This window comes from Methylomusa anaerophila (genome assembly GCF_003966895.1).
Classification (GTDB): Bacteria; Bacillota; Negativicutes; order Sporomusales; family Sporomusaceae; genus Methylomusa; species Methylomusa anaerophila.
The window spans coordinates 3,718,931-3,736,938 of sequence record NZ_AP018449.1; the positions used below are offsets into that span (position 1 = coordinate 3,718,931).

Below are 18,008 nucleotides of genomic sequence, written 5' to 3' on the forward strand. Positions count from 1 at the left end.
ATCGAATGTTTGCCCATTTCGGACCAGCAGGTAATCCGGACGCCTTCTATGAAGCCGGATTTAAGGCATCGGCTCAAATGCCGGCGTGGCTGGCGGGTCAAAATTTAACCGCTTATGAATATCAATGCAGCCGCGGGGCGAATGTCCGGGAAGAAACAGCCCGGTTAGTTGGTGAAAAAGCTGCGCAATATGGTGTGAAACTTAGTATACACGCACCATATTACATAAGTTTGGCGACAGAGGACGAAACTACGGCTGCCAATACCCAAAAACACTTTCTAAAGACTTTGGAGATTGCTTCGTGGATGGGAGCCGACCGGGTAATATTCCATATCGGCGGCATTGGCAAGCAAGGGCGGCCGCAGGCCATGGAAACGGCCAAGGGGGCGTTTGCCAAAGTGCTAGAGTCAGTCGTGGCCCGGGGATTAAATAATATTTTGCTTGCGCCTGAGACTATGGGTAAACGAAATCAATTGGGTACATTGGAAGAAGTCTTGGAGTTCTGCCAAATGGCCGACTGGATGATTCCGGCAATCGATTTCGGCCATCTCCATGCGGTTAGCGGCGGCCGGTATACAACAAAAGAAGAATTTGAATCAGTATTTGACCGGGTAGAGGAGGTCCTCGGCAGCCACATTGCGGGAAACGCGCACATCCATTTTAGCCGAATCGAATTTACCAAAGCAGGCGAAAAAAGACACTGGACATTTCAGGACCCTTATGGTCCGCCCCATGAACCCCTACTGGCCGTCATTGCTGAACGAAAATATACTCCGAGAATTATCTGTGAATCAGCGGGTACTCAGGCAAGGGATGCAAAAATTATGCAGGATGCATATAGGGCTATGTTGAATAAAAGCAATAATTATCTGACGACTTCTAAGTAGTTCATAGCAGTTGATGCGAGGCAATCGGCTTTGAAGTATAATGTTAAATGTGCGTGCATAAGATAAATTGTGATATTTGGAGGATTACGATTGATTGTCCATGACTGATCATGGGGGATGTCTGCGAAATAAATAGCGACGCTGTCGCAGAAGGAATGGATATATTTGCTGAAAAATGAAGTGCTGACAAAAGCGGACACGCAACCAGTCTTCTTGAATGAATTAAAGTCAATTATTCCGCCATCACGCCTTCTATTAGGGGAACCATTAGCCCGACATACTACTTTTAGAATTGGAGGTCCGGCAGATTATCTGGTTTTTCCGGCGTCTGCCAATGAAGTGAATGACGTGTTGAATGCCGCGAGGATGCATGATATACCTGTCACTGTTTTGGGCAACGGTTCAAATGTCCTGGTGCTGGATGGCGGAATACGTGGCTTAGTCTTGAAATTTGGCCGGGAAATCAGCTGCATCAAGCATTTCAATTGTACTGTTACCGCCGGCGCCGGCGCCTTGCTTGCGGACGTATCCAAATATGCTGCCCGGCAAGGACTAACGGGCCTTGAATTTGCTGTCGGCATTCCTGGCAGTATCGGTGGCGCTGTTTTCATGAATGCGGGGGCTTACGAAGGGGAAATAAGCCAAGTTGTCACCGCCGCCACGGCAGTTTGTGCCGATGGCAGAGTACAGCGCTTCAGCAAGAACGAATTGAAGTTTGGTTACCGCCGTAGTGTGTTTCAGGAAAATGGCTGTATTATCTGCGAAGTGGAACTTACACTTAATAATGGAGAAAATAGTCTCATTCTCAGCCGGATGGGTGATCTTACACTTATGCGTGAGACCAAACAGCCCTTGGAAATGCCATGTGCCGGTAGTACATTCAAACGTCCGCCGGGGCATTTTGCCGGTACCTTGATTGAAAAAGCGGGATTGAAGGGATTTGCTATCGGCGGAGCACAAGTCTCAACGAAACACGCAGGGTTTATTGTGAATGCAGGAGGTGCTACGGCGGGAGAAGTATTGGCGCTTATTAATCATGTGCAAGATAAGGTGTACGAAAAATTTGGCGTCACTTTACAGCCTGAGATCCGGGTGATTGGTGAAAAATAAACCAGGAATAAACCATGACTGGATCATGAAAAAGGCGGAGCATTGCGATATTTGCTCCGCCTAAATATTGTCGCAGGTGTAACAAAAGATGTTCATCTAGTGAACTAGTGGACTATCTGAAGAAGACGAGAGATCAGTGATAAGGAATAAGTCTTGATTTTGTTGTAAAGGGGATGATATAATGCGTCTTACATTTTTGGGTGCAACCGGTATGGTTACCGGATCGTCTTACCTTCTGGAAGTTGGGGAGGGGAAGTTTTTAGTGGACTGTGGAATGTTTCAAGGGTCGAAAGCGATTACCGCTTTGAACTCCCAACCTTTTTTTTATGATCCTGCCTCTATTAACGGCGTACTATTAACCCACGCTCATATTGATCATAGTGGTTTGTTGCCCCGCCTCTGCAAGTCCGGCTTTAAAGGGCCCATTCATGCTACCAAAGTAACTGTTGAGCTTTGTGGCATCATGTTGCCGGATAGCGGTCATATCCAGGAATTTGAAGCAGAAATAGCTAACAGAAAAGGGCAAAGGGCTGGTAAAAAACCTGTTGAGCCTTTGTATACGGTCGATGACGCCTACTCTTGTCTTAAACAGTTTTCACCAGTGGCCTATAATACAGAGCTGAAATTGTCGCCGGAAGTTACGGTCAAATTTCAGGACGCCGGTCATATACTCGGCTCATCCATGCTGGAAATTTGGGTCACGGAAAATGGTAAAACGGTTAAGCTGTTGTTTTCCGGCGATCTTGGCCAGCCCGATCAGCCGATTATTAAAGATCCGACGATAATTGACCATGCCGATTACATAATCGTTGAATCTACATACGGAGCCCGGGAGCATGATGATGAGGACCCGGTGGAGGTTCTGGCTAAGGCAATTAACGATACCGTAAGCAAAGGCGGCAATATTATCATTCCCTCCTTTGCCGTTGGCCGTACGCAAACGATTCTGTACTACCTTCACGAGCTTTTTAAAGACAAACTGATTCCGGACATTCCGGTCATTATTGATAGCCCCTTGGCTATTTCCGCCACCGACATATTCATGCACAATACTCAGGAATATGACAGTGAAGCCTATGATATGTTTTACTCTGAGCACGATAATCCGTTATATTTGCCACAGCTTACTTTCACCAAAACTTCCGAAGAATCGAAAGCTATTAACAAAATGGACCGACCGGCCATTATCATCTCCGCCAGCGGTATGGCTGATGCCGGACGCATTCTCCATCATTTGAAACATAACCTGTGGCGGCCGCAATGCGCTGTCTTATTTGTTGGCTATCAGGCCCAGGGAAGCATGGGCAGACGCCTACTGGACGGAGTCAAGAAAGTAAAAATCATGGGGGAGGATATTAGTGTTAAAGCCAAAATCTATAACCTAGAAGGCTTCTCCGCTCATGCGGATAGGGATCAGCTACTCGCTTGGTTAAGTAATTTTAAAACCAAACCGGCTAATATTTTCATTGTTCACGGCGAGAAAGATATGTCTGAACCGTTTGCCATACTTCTTCAGGAACGCTTGGAAGTTTCGACCTACATCCCCAAGTATACCGATTCAGCGCTCATTGATGGCAAAGACTTCCATATTGAACCTTCCCACTTCATTATGGTAGACCCGGTAATGCAGCAACTTCGCGATTTATTGGACGAAATGGAGAGAGAATTCGTGGACTACCGGCGAAGATTGGAAGAAGTCAGTGTTGTTGGCAGCGGCAATAGTAAAGGGCAGGAAATTCTTCGCTGTTTGAAAAAAATCCGGACTTTTGCCAAAAAGACTATCGATGATGTAATATGATGTGATATACAATATGGGGAATTAATTATTATAAATTTAATTTGACAGTTGGCGGCGTGTATAATATATTGAAATGTGCATGAGACTACGGAAGGATGCGAAGATACCGGATGCATCCTTTTTGTTTTGATTTGAGGAGGACGGCATATGAATCGTACCGAGCTACGCAATATTGCGATAATTGCCCATGTCGATCATGGAAAAACCACCCTGGTGGATGCTATGCTAAAGCAGAGCGGTGTGTTTCGCGTCAATGAGCAGGTGGCTGAACGGGTTATGGACTCTAACGAACTGGAGAGAGAACGTGGAATCACTATTTTATCCAAAAACACCGCAGTAATGTATAAAGGAACGAAGATTAATATTGTGGACACACCCGGCCATGCGGATTTCGGCGGTGAGGTGGAGCGGGTCCTGAATATGGTGGATGGGGTTTTGCTCCTTGTTGATGCGTTTGAGGGGCCGATGCCGCAAACAAAATATGTGCTCAGGAAAGCTCTGGAGCAAAAGTTGAAAGCTATTGTTGTGATTAACAAAATTGATCGTCCGGACCAGCGGGTCGAAGAAGTGGTTGACGAGGTTTTGGAACTTTTCATTGAACTTGAAGCCAACGATGATCAACTGGACTTTCCTGTTGTTTATGCAGCCGCCAGGGACGGTATAGCTAAAATGGCCATGGCCGAGAACAGCGGCAACCTTGTTCCTTTGTTTGAATGTATCATGGAAAACATTCCTAGTCCCCAGGGCGATATCGACGGTTCGCTGCAGGTGATGATTACCACGCTGGATTATGATGATTATGTAGGTCGTGTTGCCATTGGCCGGGTGGTGCGCGGGCGTATAACGAGCGGGCAAAACGTTCTGCTGGTGAATGGGGAGGCGGAGGTGAAAGCTAAAATTAGCCGCCTATATAGCTATGAAGGACTGAAACGTACGGAGATTAACGAAGCCGCGCTGGGTGATATTATTGCCATTACCGGCTTAGAGGATGTAAATATAGGCGATACGGTGGCCGACCCTGACAGTCCCGAAGCACTGCCGGCCATTCGTATTGATGAACCCACGCTGTCAATGCTCTTTTCTGTCAATAACAGTCCTTTTGCCGGCAGAGAAGGAGAGTATGTTACTTCCCGTCATTTGCGAGACAGGCTTTTTCGGGAAGCGGAGACAAACGTAAGTCTTCATGTTACGGAAACAGACAGCCCGGATGTCTTCGAAGTGGCTGGCCGGGGTGAACTGCATCTGTCGATACTGATTGAAACCATGCGGCGCGAAGGCTACGAAATGCAGGTCAGCAAACCGAAAGTGATCTACAAGGAAATCAACGGGCAGCATTGTGAACCGATGGAGTTTTTGACTATCGATGTACCACAGGAATTTATGGGATCCGTCATGGAAGCCCTTGGCACCCGGCGAGCCGAATTGGTTAATATGATTGAATTGGCCGGCTACTTGCGCATGGAATTTATCATTCCTGCCCGGGGACTAATTGGATTTCGTTCCGAATTTTTGACTAATACTAAAGGTAACGGTATTATGCATCATGTATTTCATGGTTATGCTCCCTATAAGGGAGACATTCCCGGACGCACACGCGGCGCCTTGGTTGCTTTTGAGGATGGCGAAACTACCGGTTATGGCATTAATAGCGTCCAGGAACGGGGAATTATGTTTTTAGCCCCTGGACAGGCAGTATACCAGGGGATGATTGTCGGGGAAAACTCCCGTGAAATGGACATGGATATCAACCCTTGCAAGAAAAAACATGTTACCAACATGCGCGCATCCGGTTCCGACGATGCTATCAGACTTACGCCACCCCGGGTATTAAGCCTGGAGCAAGCGTTAGAATATATTAACGATGATGAACTGGTTGAAATCACTCCCCGAAGCATTCGTTTGCGCAAAGCAATTCTTGACCGCCATACCAGGGGACGTGAGCGGAAAAACGCTCAACAGTAAACCAAAATTTCGGGAGGGTGGTTCAAAATAGGCGTTTTGAACCACCCTCTGGGGGGACTAGGATGGAACCGGTACTAACGTTGGAAGCCAACACTGTTCTTAAAGCCAGATATCTTAAAGATAATGAAACTGCCGGCGAGTTATTCCGGCGAGTGGCTTGCCATGTTGCCCGGGCAGAGTCTTTCTATGGCTGTAGCAGCGAAGCAGCCGGTCAGGAGTACTATCGTCTGATGGCCGGCCTTGAATTTTTACCCAATTCGCCTACCTTGTTTAATGCCGGCAAAACCAACGGACAGTTGGCGGCCTGTTTTGTTCTTCCGATCGGGGATTCATTGGCCGGTATTTTCGAAACATTGAAAAATACCGCCCTCATTCATCAAAGCGGTGGCGGAACAGGATTTTCTTTTTCCCGGCTGCGACCGGCAGGTGACACTGTTAACAGCACCGGCGGCGTAGCCAGCGGTCCGGTATCTTTCATGGAAATATATGACGCTGCCACCCAAATTGTCAAGCAGGGAGCGGCCCGGCGAGGCGCCAATATGGCGATTCTGCGCATCGACCACCCTGATATCCGGCAGTTTATTACTGTTAAGCGAAAAAGAGATATACTGAATAACTTTAACTTATCTGTGGGAATAACCGACCAATTTATGCAGGCTGTAAAAAAGGGCGACGACTATAGTCTTGTTAATCCTCGTGACAATACCATAGCTGAACGGGTAGCGGCCAGGGAGCTATTTGATCTTTTGGCGGAAATGGCATGGGAAAACGGTGAACCGGGACTTTTCTTTCTTGACGCAGTGAACCGGGCTAATCCCACCCCGGCTTTAGGCGAATTTGAGGCGCCGAATCCCTGTTCTGAACAGCCTTTATTACCGTATGAATCTTGTGTTTTAGGATCCATCAATCTTACAAAAATGCTTTTACCGGTGGACGGGGAAAAAGTAGTTTTTGATTATGAAAAACTGCGGCGGACTGTCCGTCTGGCGGTACGCTTTCTCGACAATGTCATTGATGTTAATAACTATCCACTGCCTGAAGTGGAAAGAGCTACCGGGCTAACCCGGAAAATTGGCTTAGGCATTATGGGATTGTCTGACTTATTTATACGTTTTAACATTCCTTATGCCAGTCAACAAGCGGTAGATATGACTGCGAGTATTATGCACTTCATAACGGAAGAGGCCAGGAGAATTTCCTCCGAATTAGGAGAAGCGAGAGGCAGCTTCCCTGAATTTGCCAACAGCATCTACCCCAAACTGGGCTTTAAAACTCTGCGTAATGCCACTGTTACAACCATTGCGCCCACAGGCAGTATTAGTATAATTGCCGGATGTTCCAGCGGCATTGAACCGCTCTTCGGTTTGGCCATGACCCGGCGGGTGCTTGACGGGCGTCTGATAGCCAGTGTCAATCAAGTGGTAGTCGATTACTTAATTAAGGGAAATCTGTGGTCGGATGAAGTAGAGGCCGCTATTATGGGTACAGGAAGTGTGGCGGGTTTGAATTTGCCTTTACCTGTAAAACAAACTCTGGCCACTGCCCACGAAATCAGCGCCGAATGGCATGTGGCGCAGTTGGCGGCAGCCCAATGCCACACCGATAACGGCGTGTCCAAAACCGTAAACTTACCGCATAATGCAACTCGCGAGGATGTGGCCAATGTATTTTGGCGAGCTTTTATCAATGGGTGTAAAGGAGTAACAGTATATCGTGACGGCAGCAGAGACCAGCAGGTTCTTACCCAGGGGGCAGAAGCCTGCGAGGAATGCGGCAGTCAGTAGCGGTAGTCCTGAATGATAGGAAATAATAGGAAATAATAGGAAATATAAACCAATTAAATTATATTTTGACAATCATTATACACATAGCAGGAATTATCAAAAGTTTGTCGAAATGTTACCATAAATTGGCGTCCATTGAAATTTGGTGTATGGAGGCAATAATATGGCATTTAGTTTAATTGATAAATTGACAAACTTTTTAATGCCGCTTGAAGAAACGGCTACGGAGCCGGAAAGTTCAACTGCGATGAACGGACGGGAAAATATTCAGGAAGCGACTGAACGGAAACATCACCTGCGGGTACATACTGCCGCTGTTTTAAAAATATTCGTTGACGTGCCTACTTGTTTCGATGATGTGCAATTATATGCAGATCATCTGAAGTCTAATGCAGCTATTGTCGTAAATTATCATCAGGTAGATTCAGAAACCCAGCAGCGAATCAGTGACTTTTTGAATGGTGTGTGTTACATTTTAGGGGGAATGGTCCAGCGAGTATCAGAGCAGGTTGTAATTTATGCCTATGCTAACATTGAAATTGACAAAAAGATTTATGCCTATTCTGTTCCTACCTATGTGCGGGTAAAAGGTGAATAACGAACAAATTCAATAAAACTCAAAGAGGCTGTCAAAAGTAAATGTTCAAAAAACAATAATCCGCAATCCGCAATCCATTAGCTACAATTCATTATGCGGATATAAATATATTGATATGAAAAAGCGCAAGCTTGCACCCATTCACAAGTGCAGACACTCGCGCTTTTATTTTTTTACTTCCAGTTTTAAATACATATTGCTTTGGAGTCAGCTTTTCCTCTTTATGTTTAAATATGGCATAAAAAGTATCTTTCTCGCATATGTTTGCACTAATGGCTTCCGTGTTTATCCTAGAGGTTCAAAATTTCAAGATGTGGGGGGAGGACTCTGATGAAGGCAGTTTTTAGGGAAAGGGTCAGCCAGTTTGCTTCTTTGATCAGCCTCATCGCCCTGTGTGCGATGTTGATTTTGTTTTCTCTTAATCTTCCGGGTTTTTTGGTGTCAAGTACAGGACGGGCATTTGCCGGCGTGTGGGCTGTTTTTGCTTTAGTTGTTTTTTGGGCTCACGCTATGCATTTAGCTGCCGGTCATCCAAGCAAAGGTCAGTTGACAGGTTTAGACAGGCGCCGCGGGGGAACAAAAGAGGTCCGCAGCCGCAAGAATATTCGGATGGTTCGGGCCATGCGAGGTTAGTACCCTGATTTGAGCACATCTTCCAGATTATTTAGCAGGCTGTCCATATCCTCTCTATTAATGACCAAAGGCGGCAGGAAGGTCAAAACATTGCGATCGGGACCGGTTTTGCCGATAAGGAAACCCCGGTCCTTCATATTCTCCATAATATTGTCCAGTTCCTGTGCTGCCGGTGAATTGTCCGGACGCACCAGCTCTGCGCCCAGCATAAGGCCCAAACCACGAACATCACCGAGAAGGGAATATTTTTGCTGCAGGCTGGCAAGACCTTGCTTTAAATAGGATCCTGATTCCGCTGCCCGTGCAGGAAGGTTCGAATTGGTGATGACATCCAGGGTAGCCAGCGAGGCAGCGGCGGTAACCGGATTTCCGCCCAGAGTAGAAGCGCCGGGTCGTGTATAAGCGGCGGCGATTTCATCTCTGGTCATAAAGGCTCCCACCGGGGTGCCGTTAGCCAGAGCTTTGGCCACCGTCATGATATCAGGTTCCACGTCGTAATGTTCAATACCAAACATTTTGCCTGTACGGCCAAATCCTGTCTGCACCTCATCGACAATAAGGAGTATGCCGTAGCTTTCAAGTATTTCCTTGAGCCGTTTGAAATAGCCTGGCGGCGGGGTGATGATACCGCCGTTTCCCTGGATCGGTTCCGCAAACATAGCTGCCACCTGGCCGGAGGAAGAAGTTTTAATTACTGTTTCGATTTCATTGGCGCAAGCCAGGTCACATTCGGGATAGCTTTTGTGGAGCGGACAGCGGTAACAATAGGCGTTGGGAGCGAAGCTTATGCCGCCCACCGGGCTGGTGTCGGTCCGCCACATGGATAGGCCGGTGAGACTCATTGTCAGTTTAGTTCGGCCGTGCAGACCCTGCCTCAGGCTGATAAACTCATGCCTGCCTGTAAAAATAGATGCCAGTAAGGCAGCTCCTTCGTTGGCTTCTGTGCCGCTAGCGCAAAAAAAAGATTTTTTCAGGCGTCCGGGAGTGATTGAAGCCAGACGCTCAGCCAGGTTGACGATGTTTTGAGTGAGATAAATGGTGGTAGTGTGCTGCAGCGTATTAACCTGATCGCAGATTGCCCTGGTAATCTGCGGGTGACAGTGCCCACAGTTTATAACGGAAATACCGGCGACACAATCAAGATATTTTTTGCCGGTATGATCATAAAGATATTGCATCTCTCCCCGGACCAACTGCATCGGCTTACTATAAAAATGATACACGCAAGGAATGAGATACTCCCGTTTTTTCTCCAGTATTCCCTCCGGACCGAGAAAAGCCTGTTTCCCATGGTTCATAAATGAATCACCTCAACTCTTATAATCTGGGGAAGATGTGGAAACTTTCGTAGATGTGGAGAAACTTCATTCTTCACATCTTTTCGTATTTGCTCAGATCATGGATTGCCACGAACTGCTTAGAAATCGTTAGATGCTAGGCGCGACGAGATTTCGAGGCCGGAGGCGTACGGGTTTGTATTTTGAGGACCTCGGAATCCCTGGCAGCGCCGCGGATGACAGTTATTCAGTAGTTTTCACCTTAACGAGTAGTAAGCTTGTATCCGCTTAGCTTACCTACTGCCACGGACTGCTTAGAAATGGCCAGATGCTAGGCGCGACGAGGACCGGAACGGAAACGTACTGGGATGTACGTTGGAGTGAGGACCGCAGGAGCAACAACGCAGATGGCTGTTTCTAAGCAGTTCCCTACTTTAAGCCGACCAGTTGCAATTTAGCGGGACATGCGATAGCGAAAAGCCCCAATCCCCAGTTCGCGCGGACTTTCAGCCGCAATACGTTCCGTGAGGGTGGTGTCAAATCTATAACCCGGTAAATTTGCACTGATTTTAGTTAGTTCCTGGCGATAAATTCCTGTAACCAGTCCCACATGCTCGGGACTGTAATACTGACCCTCAAGCCGGTAATGGCTCACACCCGCCGCGACAAGCGCTCCAAGGTGGGGTAACAAACACAAATCTTTTGCGAATAGCACATGATTGCGGCAATACTGGTCGATCCGGATCGGATGCGTCTGACTGGCGCTGTCAAGCAGCGTGTATTGTTTATTAAGACATAAGGAATTGCAAGGGCTTTTCTCACTGGCGGCAAGTAGGGCGGTAGGGATGCAATGGTCCAGAACCATGGCTTCCAGTCCGCCGTGAACTATCATTTCCAAGGGCAGCGGACTATTTTTAACTACCTCGGCGATTTGTTCATAGGTAGCCTCAAGGGAAAAGGCAGCTTTTACCGCGCCGTTGCTTTTCAGCCATTGCACTGTTAGGTGGTTAAACAGATTGAAGGAGAAATCCGCCTGTACCGGCAAGGGGGATATACTACGGGCCAGCCTTAGCATACCACTGTTGCTGACCATCAATCCGTGAGGCCGGAGTTCGTTTAAGCTGGTGATGAGCTGTTCCAGCTCGCCGCATTCCCGTTCCAGAGTGATGCGAGGTGTTGTAACCACTACTTGTTTACCATATATTTTAGCTAAATCCACTGCTTGTTTAATATCGTCCAAAGTCCAAGGCTTATTGGGCTTAAAAGCCTCACCGCCGATATAAGCGATATCCGCTCCGCTCTCAAAAGCTGCCGTCAATGCAGCTAGGTTGGCTACCCTTACGGCCAAACTGGAACGAAAATTAATTGCCATCTCTTGTTTTGGCAGAGCCGTAACAGCAACAGGTCCGGTAATGCCGGCTTCTTTAACGGCCTGGCTGAAGAAGCGAGGTTCCCGCTCGCCGGTATACCCTATGGATTTAGCGCCTGGATTGCCGAAAGCGTAACAAGTGGAAAAATCACGGGACCGATAATCAAATAGCTCCTGCCAACTGTTCTGATCCAGGATGTAGCCGGCCGGGTCGGCGATATAGCGGTCAATTGCCTGACGATAGATGTGGACGATACGGCTGATGAAGTCGGCTGTTCGCATACGGCCTTCTATTTTAAATGAGCAAACTCCTGACTGAATCAATTCCGGCAACGCGGTGTACATGCACATATCTTTTAAGGCCAATTTATAGGGGCCGGGATCTGCGGCAGGGACTGCCGTGCCTGTCGTCCTATCAATAAGCTGATAAGGCCAGCGGCAAGGTTTGAGACAGCGGCCGCGGTTGGAACTTTGCCCGAATAAGACCCCGGAATGAAAACATTGCCCGCTATGGGCGATGCACATGTCGCCGTGAATGAAATATTCCAGTTCGATACCTGTGCGTTCTTTCAGCAAGCTAAGTTGGCTAAGGGAAAGCTCACGGTTTACCACCACCCTGGTAATACCGTATTCTTTAAGCGCATGGATGGCATGCTCGTTATGGGTGTTCATCATAACCGAGGCATGGAGCGGAACGGTTATGTCCATTTCCCGGGCAAGCACAAGAATTGCCAGATCTTGTATGATCAGGGAGTCGGGCCGGATTTCGTTTAAAAACTTGAGATAATCCCGTATTGCCGGAATTTCCCGCTCGCTGATAAGATTGTTTACTGTAACATACAGGCGAACATTATGTTTATGGGCATATTTAACTGCTTGTACCAGTTTTTTGTCATCAAAATTAACATCGGTCCGGTGCAGCCGCATATTGAAGCGTTTACCGCCCAAATATATGGCATCGGCGCCGGCGGCCACGGCGGATTCGAGAACTTCCCAGGTTCCGGCGGGAGCTAATAATTCAACCGATTCAGATGTCAACAGCATGGGTTTCATCTCCGTTTGTTCCATCATTTAATACATTTAAAAAAAGACTTCTTTTGCCGCCGCTATCAGATCGCTGGCGATATTAATCCCCAGATTTTGGGCAACAAAAGAATTTAGGTGAATTTCCGGTTTTTCCACAATGCTTACCGGAATTGTTCCGGGTGCGGCGCCGGCTAATATTTGTCCGGCTTTGACGGCTGAGGCCCGTCCCAATTCAGAGTGGTTGGCTACCAGCGCGCCAATAGCACCGGCGGGCACGTTGGGAGCGTGGGAAGCTATGACCGGCAAGGTGGCGACGTCAGTGTAATAAACAACAGAAGGAAAGTTTTCTTCCACAATGCGTCCGATTGGCAAAAACAGGACATCGATGTCAGACGTCAGCAATTCCGGAAGGTTGGACAGATCTTCCGGCTTATTTATTGGTATTTCAATAACCGGGTATCTATTTTGCGCGGCGTCGCGAAAGTTTCCTGCTTCAACGAGGGCGTTGCTGTCACCTGTATGGTACAGCATGCCGATGTTTTTAGCCTGCGGCAGTAGGCCGGCAATAAACTCTACTTTGGCTGCTGCCGGAACCATCCCTGAGACACCTGTAGCTTTTCCCCCCGGCCAGTCCAAACTGGCGGCGAGACCGGCTCCAACCGGATCAAAAACCGGTGTAAATACTACCGGGATGCTGCCGGGAAGATTCACTGCCGCCTGGGCGGCGGGGGTTGAACAGGCAAATATCAGATCGACGTTGCGCTCAGCCAGCTTTTTTGCCAGAGGCGCAAGGTCGGCAAGGGCGCCGTCGGCATTGAGATAAAAGAAATCAGCGGTTATACCAGCCTCGGTTAGTCCGTCCTTAAAACCATTTACCGCATCGTCGAGATTTTGTGTTAATTGTAATATGCCAATGTGATACAATTGCAGACACCTCTTTATTCCAACATAAAACAGCGTGACCGAAGAATAACAAACAGTTATACAATTTCCACATCTAAATCATTATACCTGCTAACTTATTCCACTTGTGTCACTAAAATCATATTTCGGCTACTTATCTATGCCGGGCTTTTTAATACCATGTTTAAAAAGGACAAATTCTTTGATTAGATCTATTTCTTGTTTTATATGCTCGGGAAGATCATCCATTTCATCATTATTATGATTGATTGTAATTGTATCAGATTCCAAAGTAAAAAAATCTGCCAGAGATATTTCAAGAGCTTTACAGATTTTTTCTAAAGTGGTAATATTAGGGCTTTTTTTACCAATTTCAATTTCACGTAGAGTTGCTTGCCCAATTTCGGCGAGTTGAGCAAGTTTATTGGTACTATAGCCTTTTTCTCTTCGCAAATAAATAATACGTTCGGCAATAGTCATTCTCTAAATCCTCCAAATTAACGCTAAAGCAATTATAGCATAAAAATATAAATATGAGATTATTAGTGCAATAGCATTGACTTATTAGTGCAAAAGCGTTAAAATTAGGACAACAAGGAGGTGATAACTTGAAGAAGTTAGCTAATCTCCGTAAAGCAAGAGGTTGGTCGCAAAAAAAGTTATCAGATAAATCCGGTGTTTCACAAACCTATATATCTGAACTTGAAGCTGACAAGAAACAGCCGACGGTTTTTGTAGTTCAAAAAATTGCGGCAGCTTTAGAAATGACTGTTTCAGAATTGCTGGATGAAACGAATTAGCAATATTTTTTGTCAAATTATTCTTCTTTATCCGGCGAAAAAGGAGCGGGGCAGACCTAAAATCCAGCTTGGACGCTAGATTATCTGCCAATTCTGCCGGGAGATCTGTTGAGCAAACCACGTTAATTTATTTAAGAGGACAATTCAAAAAAGGTGATTGGACGGTTGCGTCTCGCCTCCACCATCCAAGTCCGGAATCTATAAGCAGAAATCTGAATTGAAGCATAAGTATCATACACGATATTTGTGCTTCATTTTGTTATGCATCAAATTGGGCTTGTGAAAAAAGCAAATTCAGTAACTCTTTAATGTTTCCTATTTTTTCTCTATAATAGTATTAGATAATTAAATCGCACTATTGAAGTAACATTATAAATTGCTGCCATTATTAATTGTTAATTGTTATCGGAAAGGATAGAAACCCTTTATGGATATGGAACAAGGAAAATCTTATACTGGTCATAGCGGGTTCGTACATCTCCATACCCACACCGAATATAGTCTGCTGGATGGGGCCGGCCGGGTGGAAGACCTGGTGAAAAGAGCCAAAGAATTGGGGATGTCCGCAGTTGCCGTAACGGATCATGGAGCCATGTACGGCACGATTGATTTTTATAAACATGCCAAGAAATACGGCATTAAACCTATTATCGGCTGTGAAGTCTATGTGGCTCCCCGTTCCCGCTTGGACAAGATGACGGTGGAGGGGGAATCGTATTATCACCTTGTTTTGCTGGCCGCCGACAACGGCGGTTATCGTAATCTGATTGAACTGGTGTCCCGAGGGTACAGCGAAGGCTTTTATTACAAACCGCGTATTGACAGGCAGCTTTTGCGGGAATACAGTCAGGGCCTGATTGGACTTAGCGCCTGCATTGCCGGTGAGATTCCAGCCCTCTTCTTAAAGGATAATCCGGAAGGGGCGGAAGCGGTGGCGCGGGAGTATATTGACATTTTTGGCCAAGATAATTTTTATATTGAGCTTCAGGACCACGGGATGGAAGAGCAGCGCCGTGTGAACCCGCTCCTCGTGGACCTGGCCCGCCGTCTGGGAGTGGGATTGGTTGCGACTAACGATATTCATTATATCGACAGGCAGGATGCGGAATGCCATGACGTCCTCCTGTGCATTCAAACCGGTAAAACCGTTGATGACAGCGAACGCCTGCGCTTTCCCAATGATGAGTTTTATTTGAAAAGCCCGGCAGAAATGGCGCAGCTATTTAGGGATTATCCCGCAGCTTTGGCAAATACTTGCGAAATTGCGGAGCGCTGCAACGTAACATTTGATTTTGATAAAATCCATTTACCTGATTTCCCCGTACCGGATGGTATTACAGATGACGATTATCTGACCAAACTTTGTAGGGAGGCTTTGTCCTGGCGATACCCGGAAATAACAGCGGATATAACCGACAGGCTCCGGTACGAACTTGACGTTATCAAGAGAATGGGGTATTCCAGCTATTTTCTTATTGTATGGGATTTTGTCAATTACTCCCGGCAGCAGGGCATACCGGTGGGACCCGGACGGGGTTCAGCCGCCGGCAGCATCGTGGCTTACCTTTTAGGAATTACGAACATCGACCCTCTCAAGTACAGTCTGCTGTTTGAGCGCTTCTTAAATCCGGAACGGGTATCCATGCCGGATATTGATATTGATTTCTGTTATGAACGCCGGGGGAGGATCATTGAATACGTGGTTTCCCGCTATGGCAGCGACCGGGTAGCCCAGATTATTACATTTGGCACCATGGCTGCCAGGGCTGCCATCCGGGACGTAGGGCGGGCCTTGAATATGCCTTACGGCGAAGTGGACCGGATAGCCAAACTGGTGCCAACTGAACTGGGCATTACGCTGAAAAAAGCTTTGCAAAATAATCATGAACTCAAAAATCTATATGAAGAAGAAGCTTCCGTTCGTAAATTGGTTGACCTGGCAATGGCGCTGGAAGGATTGCCGCGGCATGCTTCCACCCATGCTGCCGGGGTGGTTATTGCCAAAGAACCTCTTACCCATTACGCGCCGCTCCAGGTCTCTGCCGAGGGATTTTTGACAACCCAATTCGATAAGGACCGGATAGAGGAAATCGGGTTATTAAAAATGGATCTTTTAGGTCTTCGGACTCTGACGGTAATCGGCGACGCAATTGAACTCATTAAAACAAACCGGGGGGAAACAGTCGATATTGAACGGATTCCGCTGGCTGATGCCAAGACCTGCGCCATGTTGGCCAGCGGTGATACTTCCGGGGTATTCCAAATGGAATCAAGTGGAATGACCAACTTGGTACGGGAGCTACGCCCCGAAAGGTTTGACGATCTCATACCTTTGGTCGCGCTGTATCGTCCAGGTCCGTTAGGCAGCGGGATGGTAACAGACTTTATCGAAGGAAGGCACGGGAAAAAACAGATAAAGTACCTTCATCCCTTGCTGGAACCAATTTTGAAAGATACCTTCGGTGTAATCCTGTACCAGGAACAGGTGATGCAGATTGCGTCAACATTAGCGGGTTTCACCCTGGGACAGGCTGATCTGCTGCGCCGGGCAATGGGGAAAAAGAAGCATGAGGTTTTGGCGGCGCAGAAAGAAAGTTTTATGCAAGGAGCAGCCGCCCGGGGTGTCGATGCCGCTCAGGCTGAGGAAATATTTAATCTTATGGCGCATTTTGCCGATTACGGGTTTAATAAATCCCATAGTGCCGCCTATGCGTTGGTGGCCTACCAAACCGCCTATCTGAAAGCTCATTATCCGCAAGAGTTTTATGCGGCGCTTCTCACCAGCGTTATGGGCGCCAATGAAAAAGTGGGTTACTATATTGAAGAATGCCGCCGCCGGGGAATCAATGTGCTTCCCCCGGATATCAACGCCAGCGGCAATGGTTTTTCTGTTGACGGTCCGGTTATCCGTTTCGGTCTCGCCGGGGTAAAAAACGTAGGGGAAAATGCAATCGCGAATATTTTGTCCTCCCGCCAGGAAAAAGGCAAATTCAACTCGCTGGTTGACTTTTGTACCCGCGTGGATACGCGTCTGGTAAATAAAAGAGTACTGGAAAGCCTGATCCGGTGCGGGGCATTTGATTCGCTAAATGTTCGACGGTCGCAATTGCTGATGGTATTGGAGCAAGCAGTCAATATTGCCGCCGGCAGGCAAAAAGACGCTGCTTCCGGCCAAATAGGCCTGTTTGGCGACGATGCGGCGGAAACTGTAAACACGCTTATATTGCCGGATATACCTGAGTTGCCGCAAGAAGATCTTTTGGCAATGGAAAAAGAAATGACCGGGTTTTATGTTACCGGTCATCCTTTGGATAAATATCGCGAGAAAATGAAAAGCTTGCCGCAGCTTGATCAGTTAGCTGAAGGACAGTTTAACGACGGCCAGCAGGTCCGGGTTGCCGGACTGGTGGCAAATGCCAAGCGGATCACCACGAAAAGCGGCGACATGATGTGTTTTATTGGCCTCGAAGATTTCGCCAGCCAAATCGAAGTTATCGTTTTCCCAAGGGTATTTGAAAAGACCAATCGATTGCTGGTGCCGGATATGCCGGTAGTGGTTTCAGGCAGGCTCAATGTCCATGAAGAGGGGGTAAAGATTTTAGCCGATGAGGTAACTCCCCTTGACGGATTAGGTTCCGAGATCCGGATTACCTTGCGAAAAGATCAGGAAAATGGCCAAGTTTTAGCGAAACTTAAAGGAATACTCAATAAACACCGGGGATCTTCCGCTGTTTTTTTGCATTTGGCGGACAGCCGCCGGCTAATCAAAACCGAACCGGAGTATTGGATTAATCCGACTCCGCAGGCTTTCCGGGAAATCGAATTGTTGCTCGGGAAAGGAACGGTTACTGCGTATTAAAG

The 18,008-nt window shown here is 47.2% G+C and carries 13 protein-coding genes; 9 read left to right on the forward strand and 4 right to left on the reverse strand.

Annotated features, from left to right (window positions below; all coding sequences use genetic code 11):
* Positions 1-5 precede the first annotated feature (5 nt).
* The 7 genes from MAMMFC1_RS16695 to MAMMFC1_RS16725 all read left to right on the forward strand — a co-directional run bounded on the left by MAMMFC1_RS16695 (position 6) and on the right by MAMMFC1_RS16725 (position 8,772).
* On the forward strand, positions 6-887 hold the full coding sequence (locus tag MAMMFC1_RS16695; protein WP_126309625.1) for a TIM barrel protein: 882 nt from the start codon (positions 6-8) through the stop codon (positions 885-887).
* A 183-nt stretch (positions 888-1,070) separates the two neighbouring features.
* Positions 1,071-1,997 carry a UDP-N-acetylmuramate dehydrogenase gene (gene murB / locus MAMMFC1_RS16700; RefSeq protein ID WP_408631252.1) on the forward strand — a complete coding sequence of 309 codons (927 nt, stop codon included), beginning with the start codon at positions 1,071-1,073 and terminating at the stop codon, positions 1,995-1,997.
* Positions 1,998-2,178: 181 nt separating this feature from the next.
* Positions 2,179-3,795: an MBL fold metallo-hydrolase RNA specificity domain-containing protein gene (locus tag MAMMFC1_RS16705; RefSeq protein WP_126309626.1), complete on the forward strand. Its 1,617-nt coding sequence runs from the start codon at positions 2,179-2,181 to the stop codon at positions 3,793-3,795.
* A 147-nt stretch (positions 3,796-3,942) separates the two neighbouring features.
* Positions 3,943-5,757: a translational GTPase TypA gene (typA, locus tag MAMMFC1_RS16710; RefSeq protein ID WP_126309627.1), complete on the forward strand. Its 1,815-nt coding sequence runs from the start codon at positions 3,943-3,945 to the stop codon at positions 5,755-5,757.
* A 62-nt stretch (positions 5,758-5,819) separates the two neighbouring features.
* Positions 5,820-7,541, forward strand: coding sequence for an adenosylcobalamin-dependent ribonucleoside-diphosphate reductase (locus tag MAMMFC1_RS16715; protein WP_126309628.1), 1,722 nt, complete (start codon positions 5,820-5,822; stop codon positions 7,539-7,541).
* 163 nt (positions 7,542-7,704) lie between these two features.
* Positions 7,705-8,139 carry a cell division protein SepF gene (locus MAMMFC1_RS16720; protein ID WP_126309629.1) on the forward strand — a complete coding sequence of 145 codons (435 nt, stop codon included), beginning with the start codon at positions 7,705-7,707 and terminating at the stop codon, positions 8,137-8,139.
* Between the two features lie 330 nt (positions 8,140-8,469).
* On the forward strand, positions 8,470-8,772 hold the full coding sequence (locus MAMMFC1_RS16725; protein ID WP_126309630.1) for a hypothetical protein: 303 nt from the start codon (positions 8,470-8,472) through the stop codon (positions 8,770-8,772).
* Here the strand turns inward: MAMMFC1_RS16725 and MAMMFC1_RS16730 are convergent.
* From MAMMFC1_RS16730 to MAMMFC1_RS16745, 4 genes are all read right to left on the reverse strand, one after another.
* Positions 8,769-10,070: an aspartate aminotransferase family protein gene (locus MAMMFC1_RS16730; protein WP_126309631.1), complete on the reverse strand. Its 1,302-nt coding sequence runs from the start codon at positions 10,068-10,070 to the stop codon at positions 8,769-8,771. The genes MAMMFC1_RS16725 and MAMMFC1_RS16730 overlap by 4 nt on opposite strands.
* Positions 10,071-10,503: 433 nt before the next feature.
* Entirely contained in the window at positions 10,504-12,462 is a 1,959-nt protein-coding gene (locus MAMMFC1_RS16735; RefSeq protein ID WP_126309632.1) for a peptidase U32 family protein, read from the reverse strand.
* A 36-nt stretch (positions 12,463-12,498) separates the two neighbouring features.
* Complete coding sequence (locus MAMMFC1_RS16740) at positions 12,499-13,368, reverse strand: ABC transporter substrate-binding protein (RefSeq protein ID WP_126309633.1); 870 nt, start codon at positions 13,366-13,368, stop codon at positions 12,499-12,501.
* A 129-nt stretch (positions 13,369-13,497) separates the two neighbouring features.
* On the reverse strand, positions 13,498-13,827 hold the full coding sequence (locus MAMMFC1_RS16745) for a helix-turn-helix domain-containing protein (RefSeq protein ID WP_126309634.1): 330 nt from the start codon (positions 13,825-13,827) through the stop codon (positions 13,498-13,500).
* A 128-nt stretch (positions 13,828-13,955) separates the two neighbouring features.
* Between MAMMFC1_RS16745 and MAMMFC1_RS16750 the strand changes: the two genes are divergently transcribed.
* Positions 13,956-14,147 carry a helix-turn-helix domain-containing protein gene (locus MAMMFC1_RS16750; RefSeq protein WP_126309635.1) on the forward strand — a complete coding sequence of 64 codons (192 nt, stop codon included), beginning with the start codon at positions 13,956-13,958 and terminating at the stop codon, positions 14,145-14,147.
* 433 nt (positions 14,148-14,580) lie between these two features.
* Complete coding sequence (locus MAMMFC1_RS16755) at positions 14,581-18,006, forward strand: DNA polymerase III subunit alpha (protein WP_126310680.1); 3,426 nt, start codon at positions 14,581-14,583, stop codon at positions 18,004-18,006.
* Positions 18,007-18,008 lie beyond the last annotated feature (2 nt).

Excerpts from the sequence above, each read along its gene's own strand:
- MAMMFC1_RS16745 (WP_126309634.1), bottom strand. The coding sequence starts at position 13,827 with ATGACTATTGCCGAACGTATTATTTATTTGCGAAGAGAAAAAGGCTAT.
- MAMMFC1_RS16725 (WP_126309630.1), top strand. The coding sequence starts at position 8,470 with ATGAAGGCAGTTTTTAGGGAAAGGGTCAGCCAGTTTGCTTCTTTGATC.
- MAMMFC1_RS16715 (WP_126309628.1), top strand. The coding sequence starts at position 5,820 with ATGGAACCGGTACTAACGTTGGAAGCCAACACTGTTCTTAAAGCCAGA.
- typA (WP_126309627.1), top strand. The coding sequence starts at position 3,943 with ATGAATCGTACCGAGCTACGCAATATTGCGATAATTGCCCATGTCGAT.
- MAMMFC1_RS16755 (WP_126310680.1), top strand. The coding sequence starts at position 14,581 with ATGGAACAAGGAAAATCTTATACTGGTCATAGCGGGTTCGTACATCTC.
- MAMMFC1_RS16695 (WP_126309625.1), top strand. The coding sequence starts at position 6 with ATGTTTGCCCATTTCGGACCAGCAGGTAATCCGGACGCCTTCTATGAA.
- MAMMFC1_RS16730 (WP_126309631.1), bottom strand. The coding sequence starts at position 10,070 with ATGAACCATGGGAAACAGGCTTTTCTCGGTCCGGAGGGAATACTGGAG.
- MAMMFC1_RS16705 (WP_126309626.1), top strand. The coding sequence starts at position 2,179 with ATGCGTCTTACATTTTTGGGTGCAACCGGTATGGTTACCGGATCGTCT.
- MAMMFC1_RS16735 (WP_126309632.1), bottom strand. The coding sequence starts at position 12,462 with ATGCTGTTGACATCTGAATCGGTTGAATTATTAGCTCCCGCCGGAACC.
- MAMMFC1_RS16720 (WP_126309629.1), top strand. The coding sequence starts at position 7,705 with ATGGCATTTAGTTTAATTGATAAATTGACAAACTTTTTAATGCCGCTT.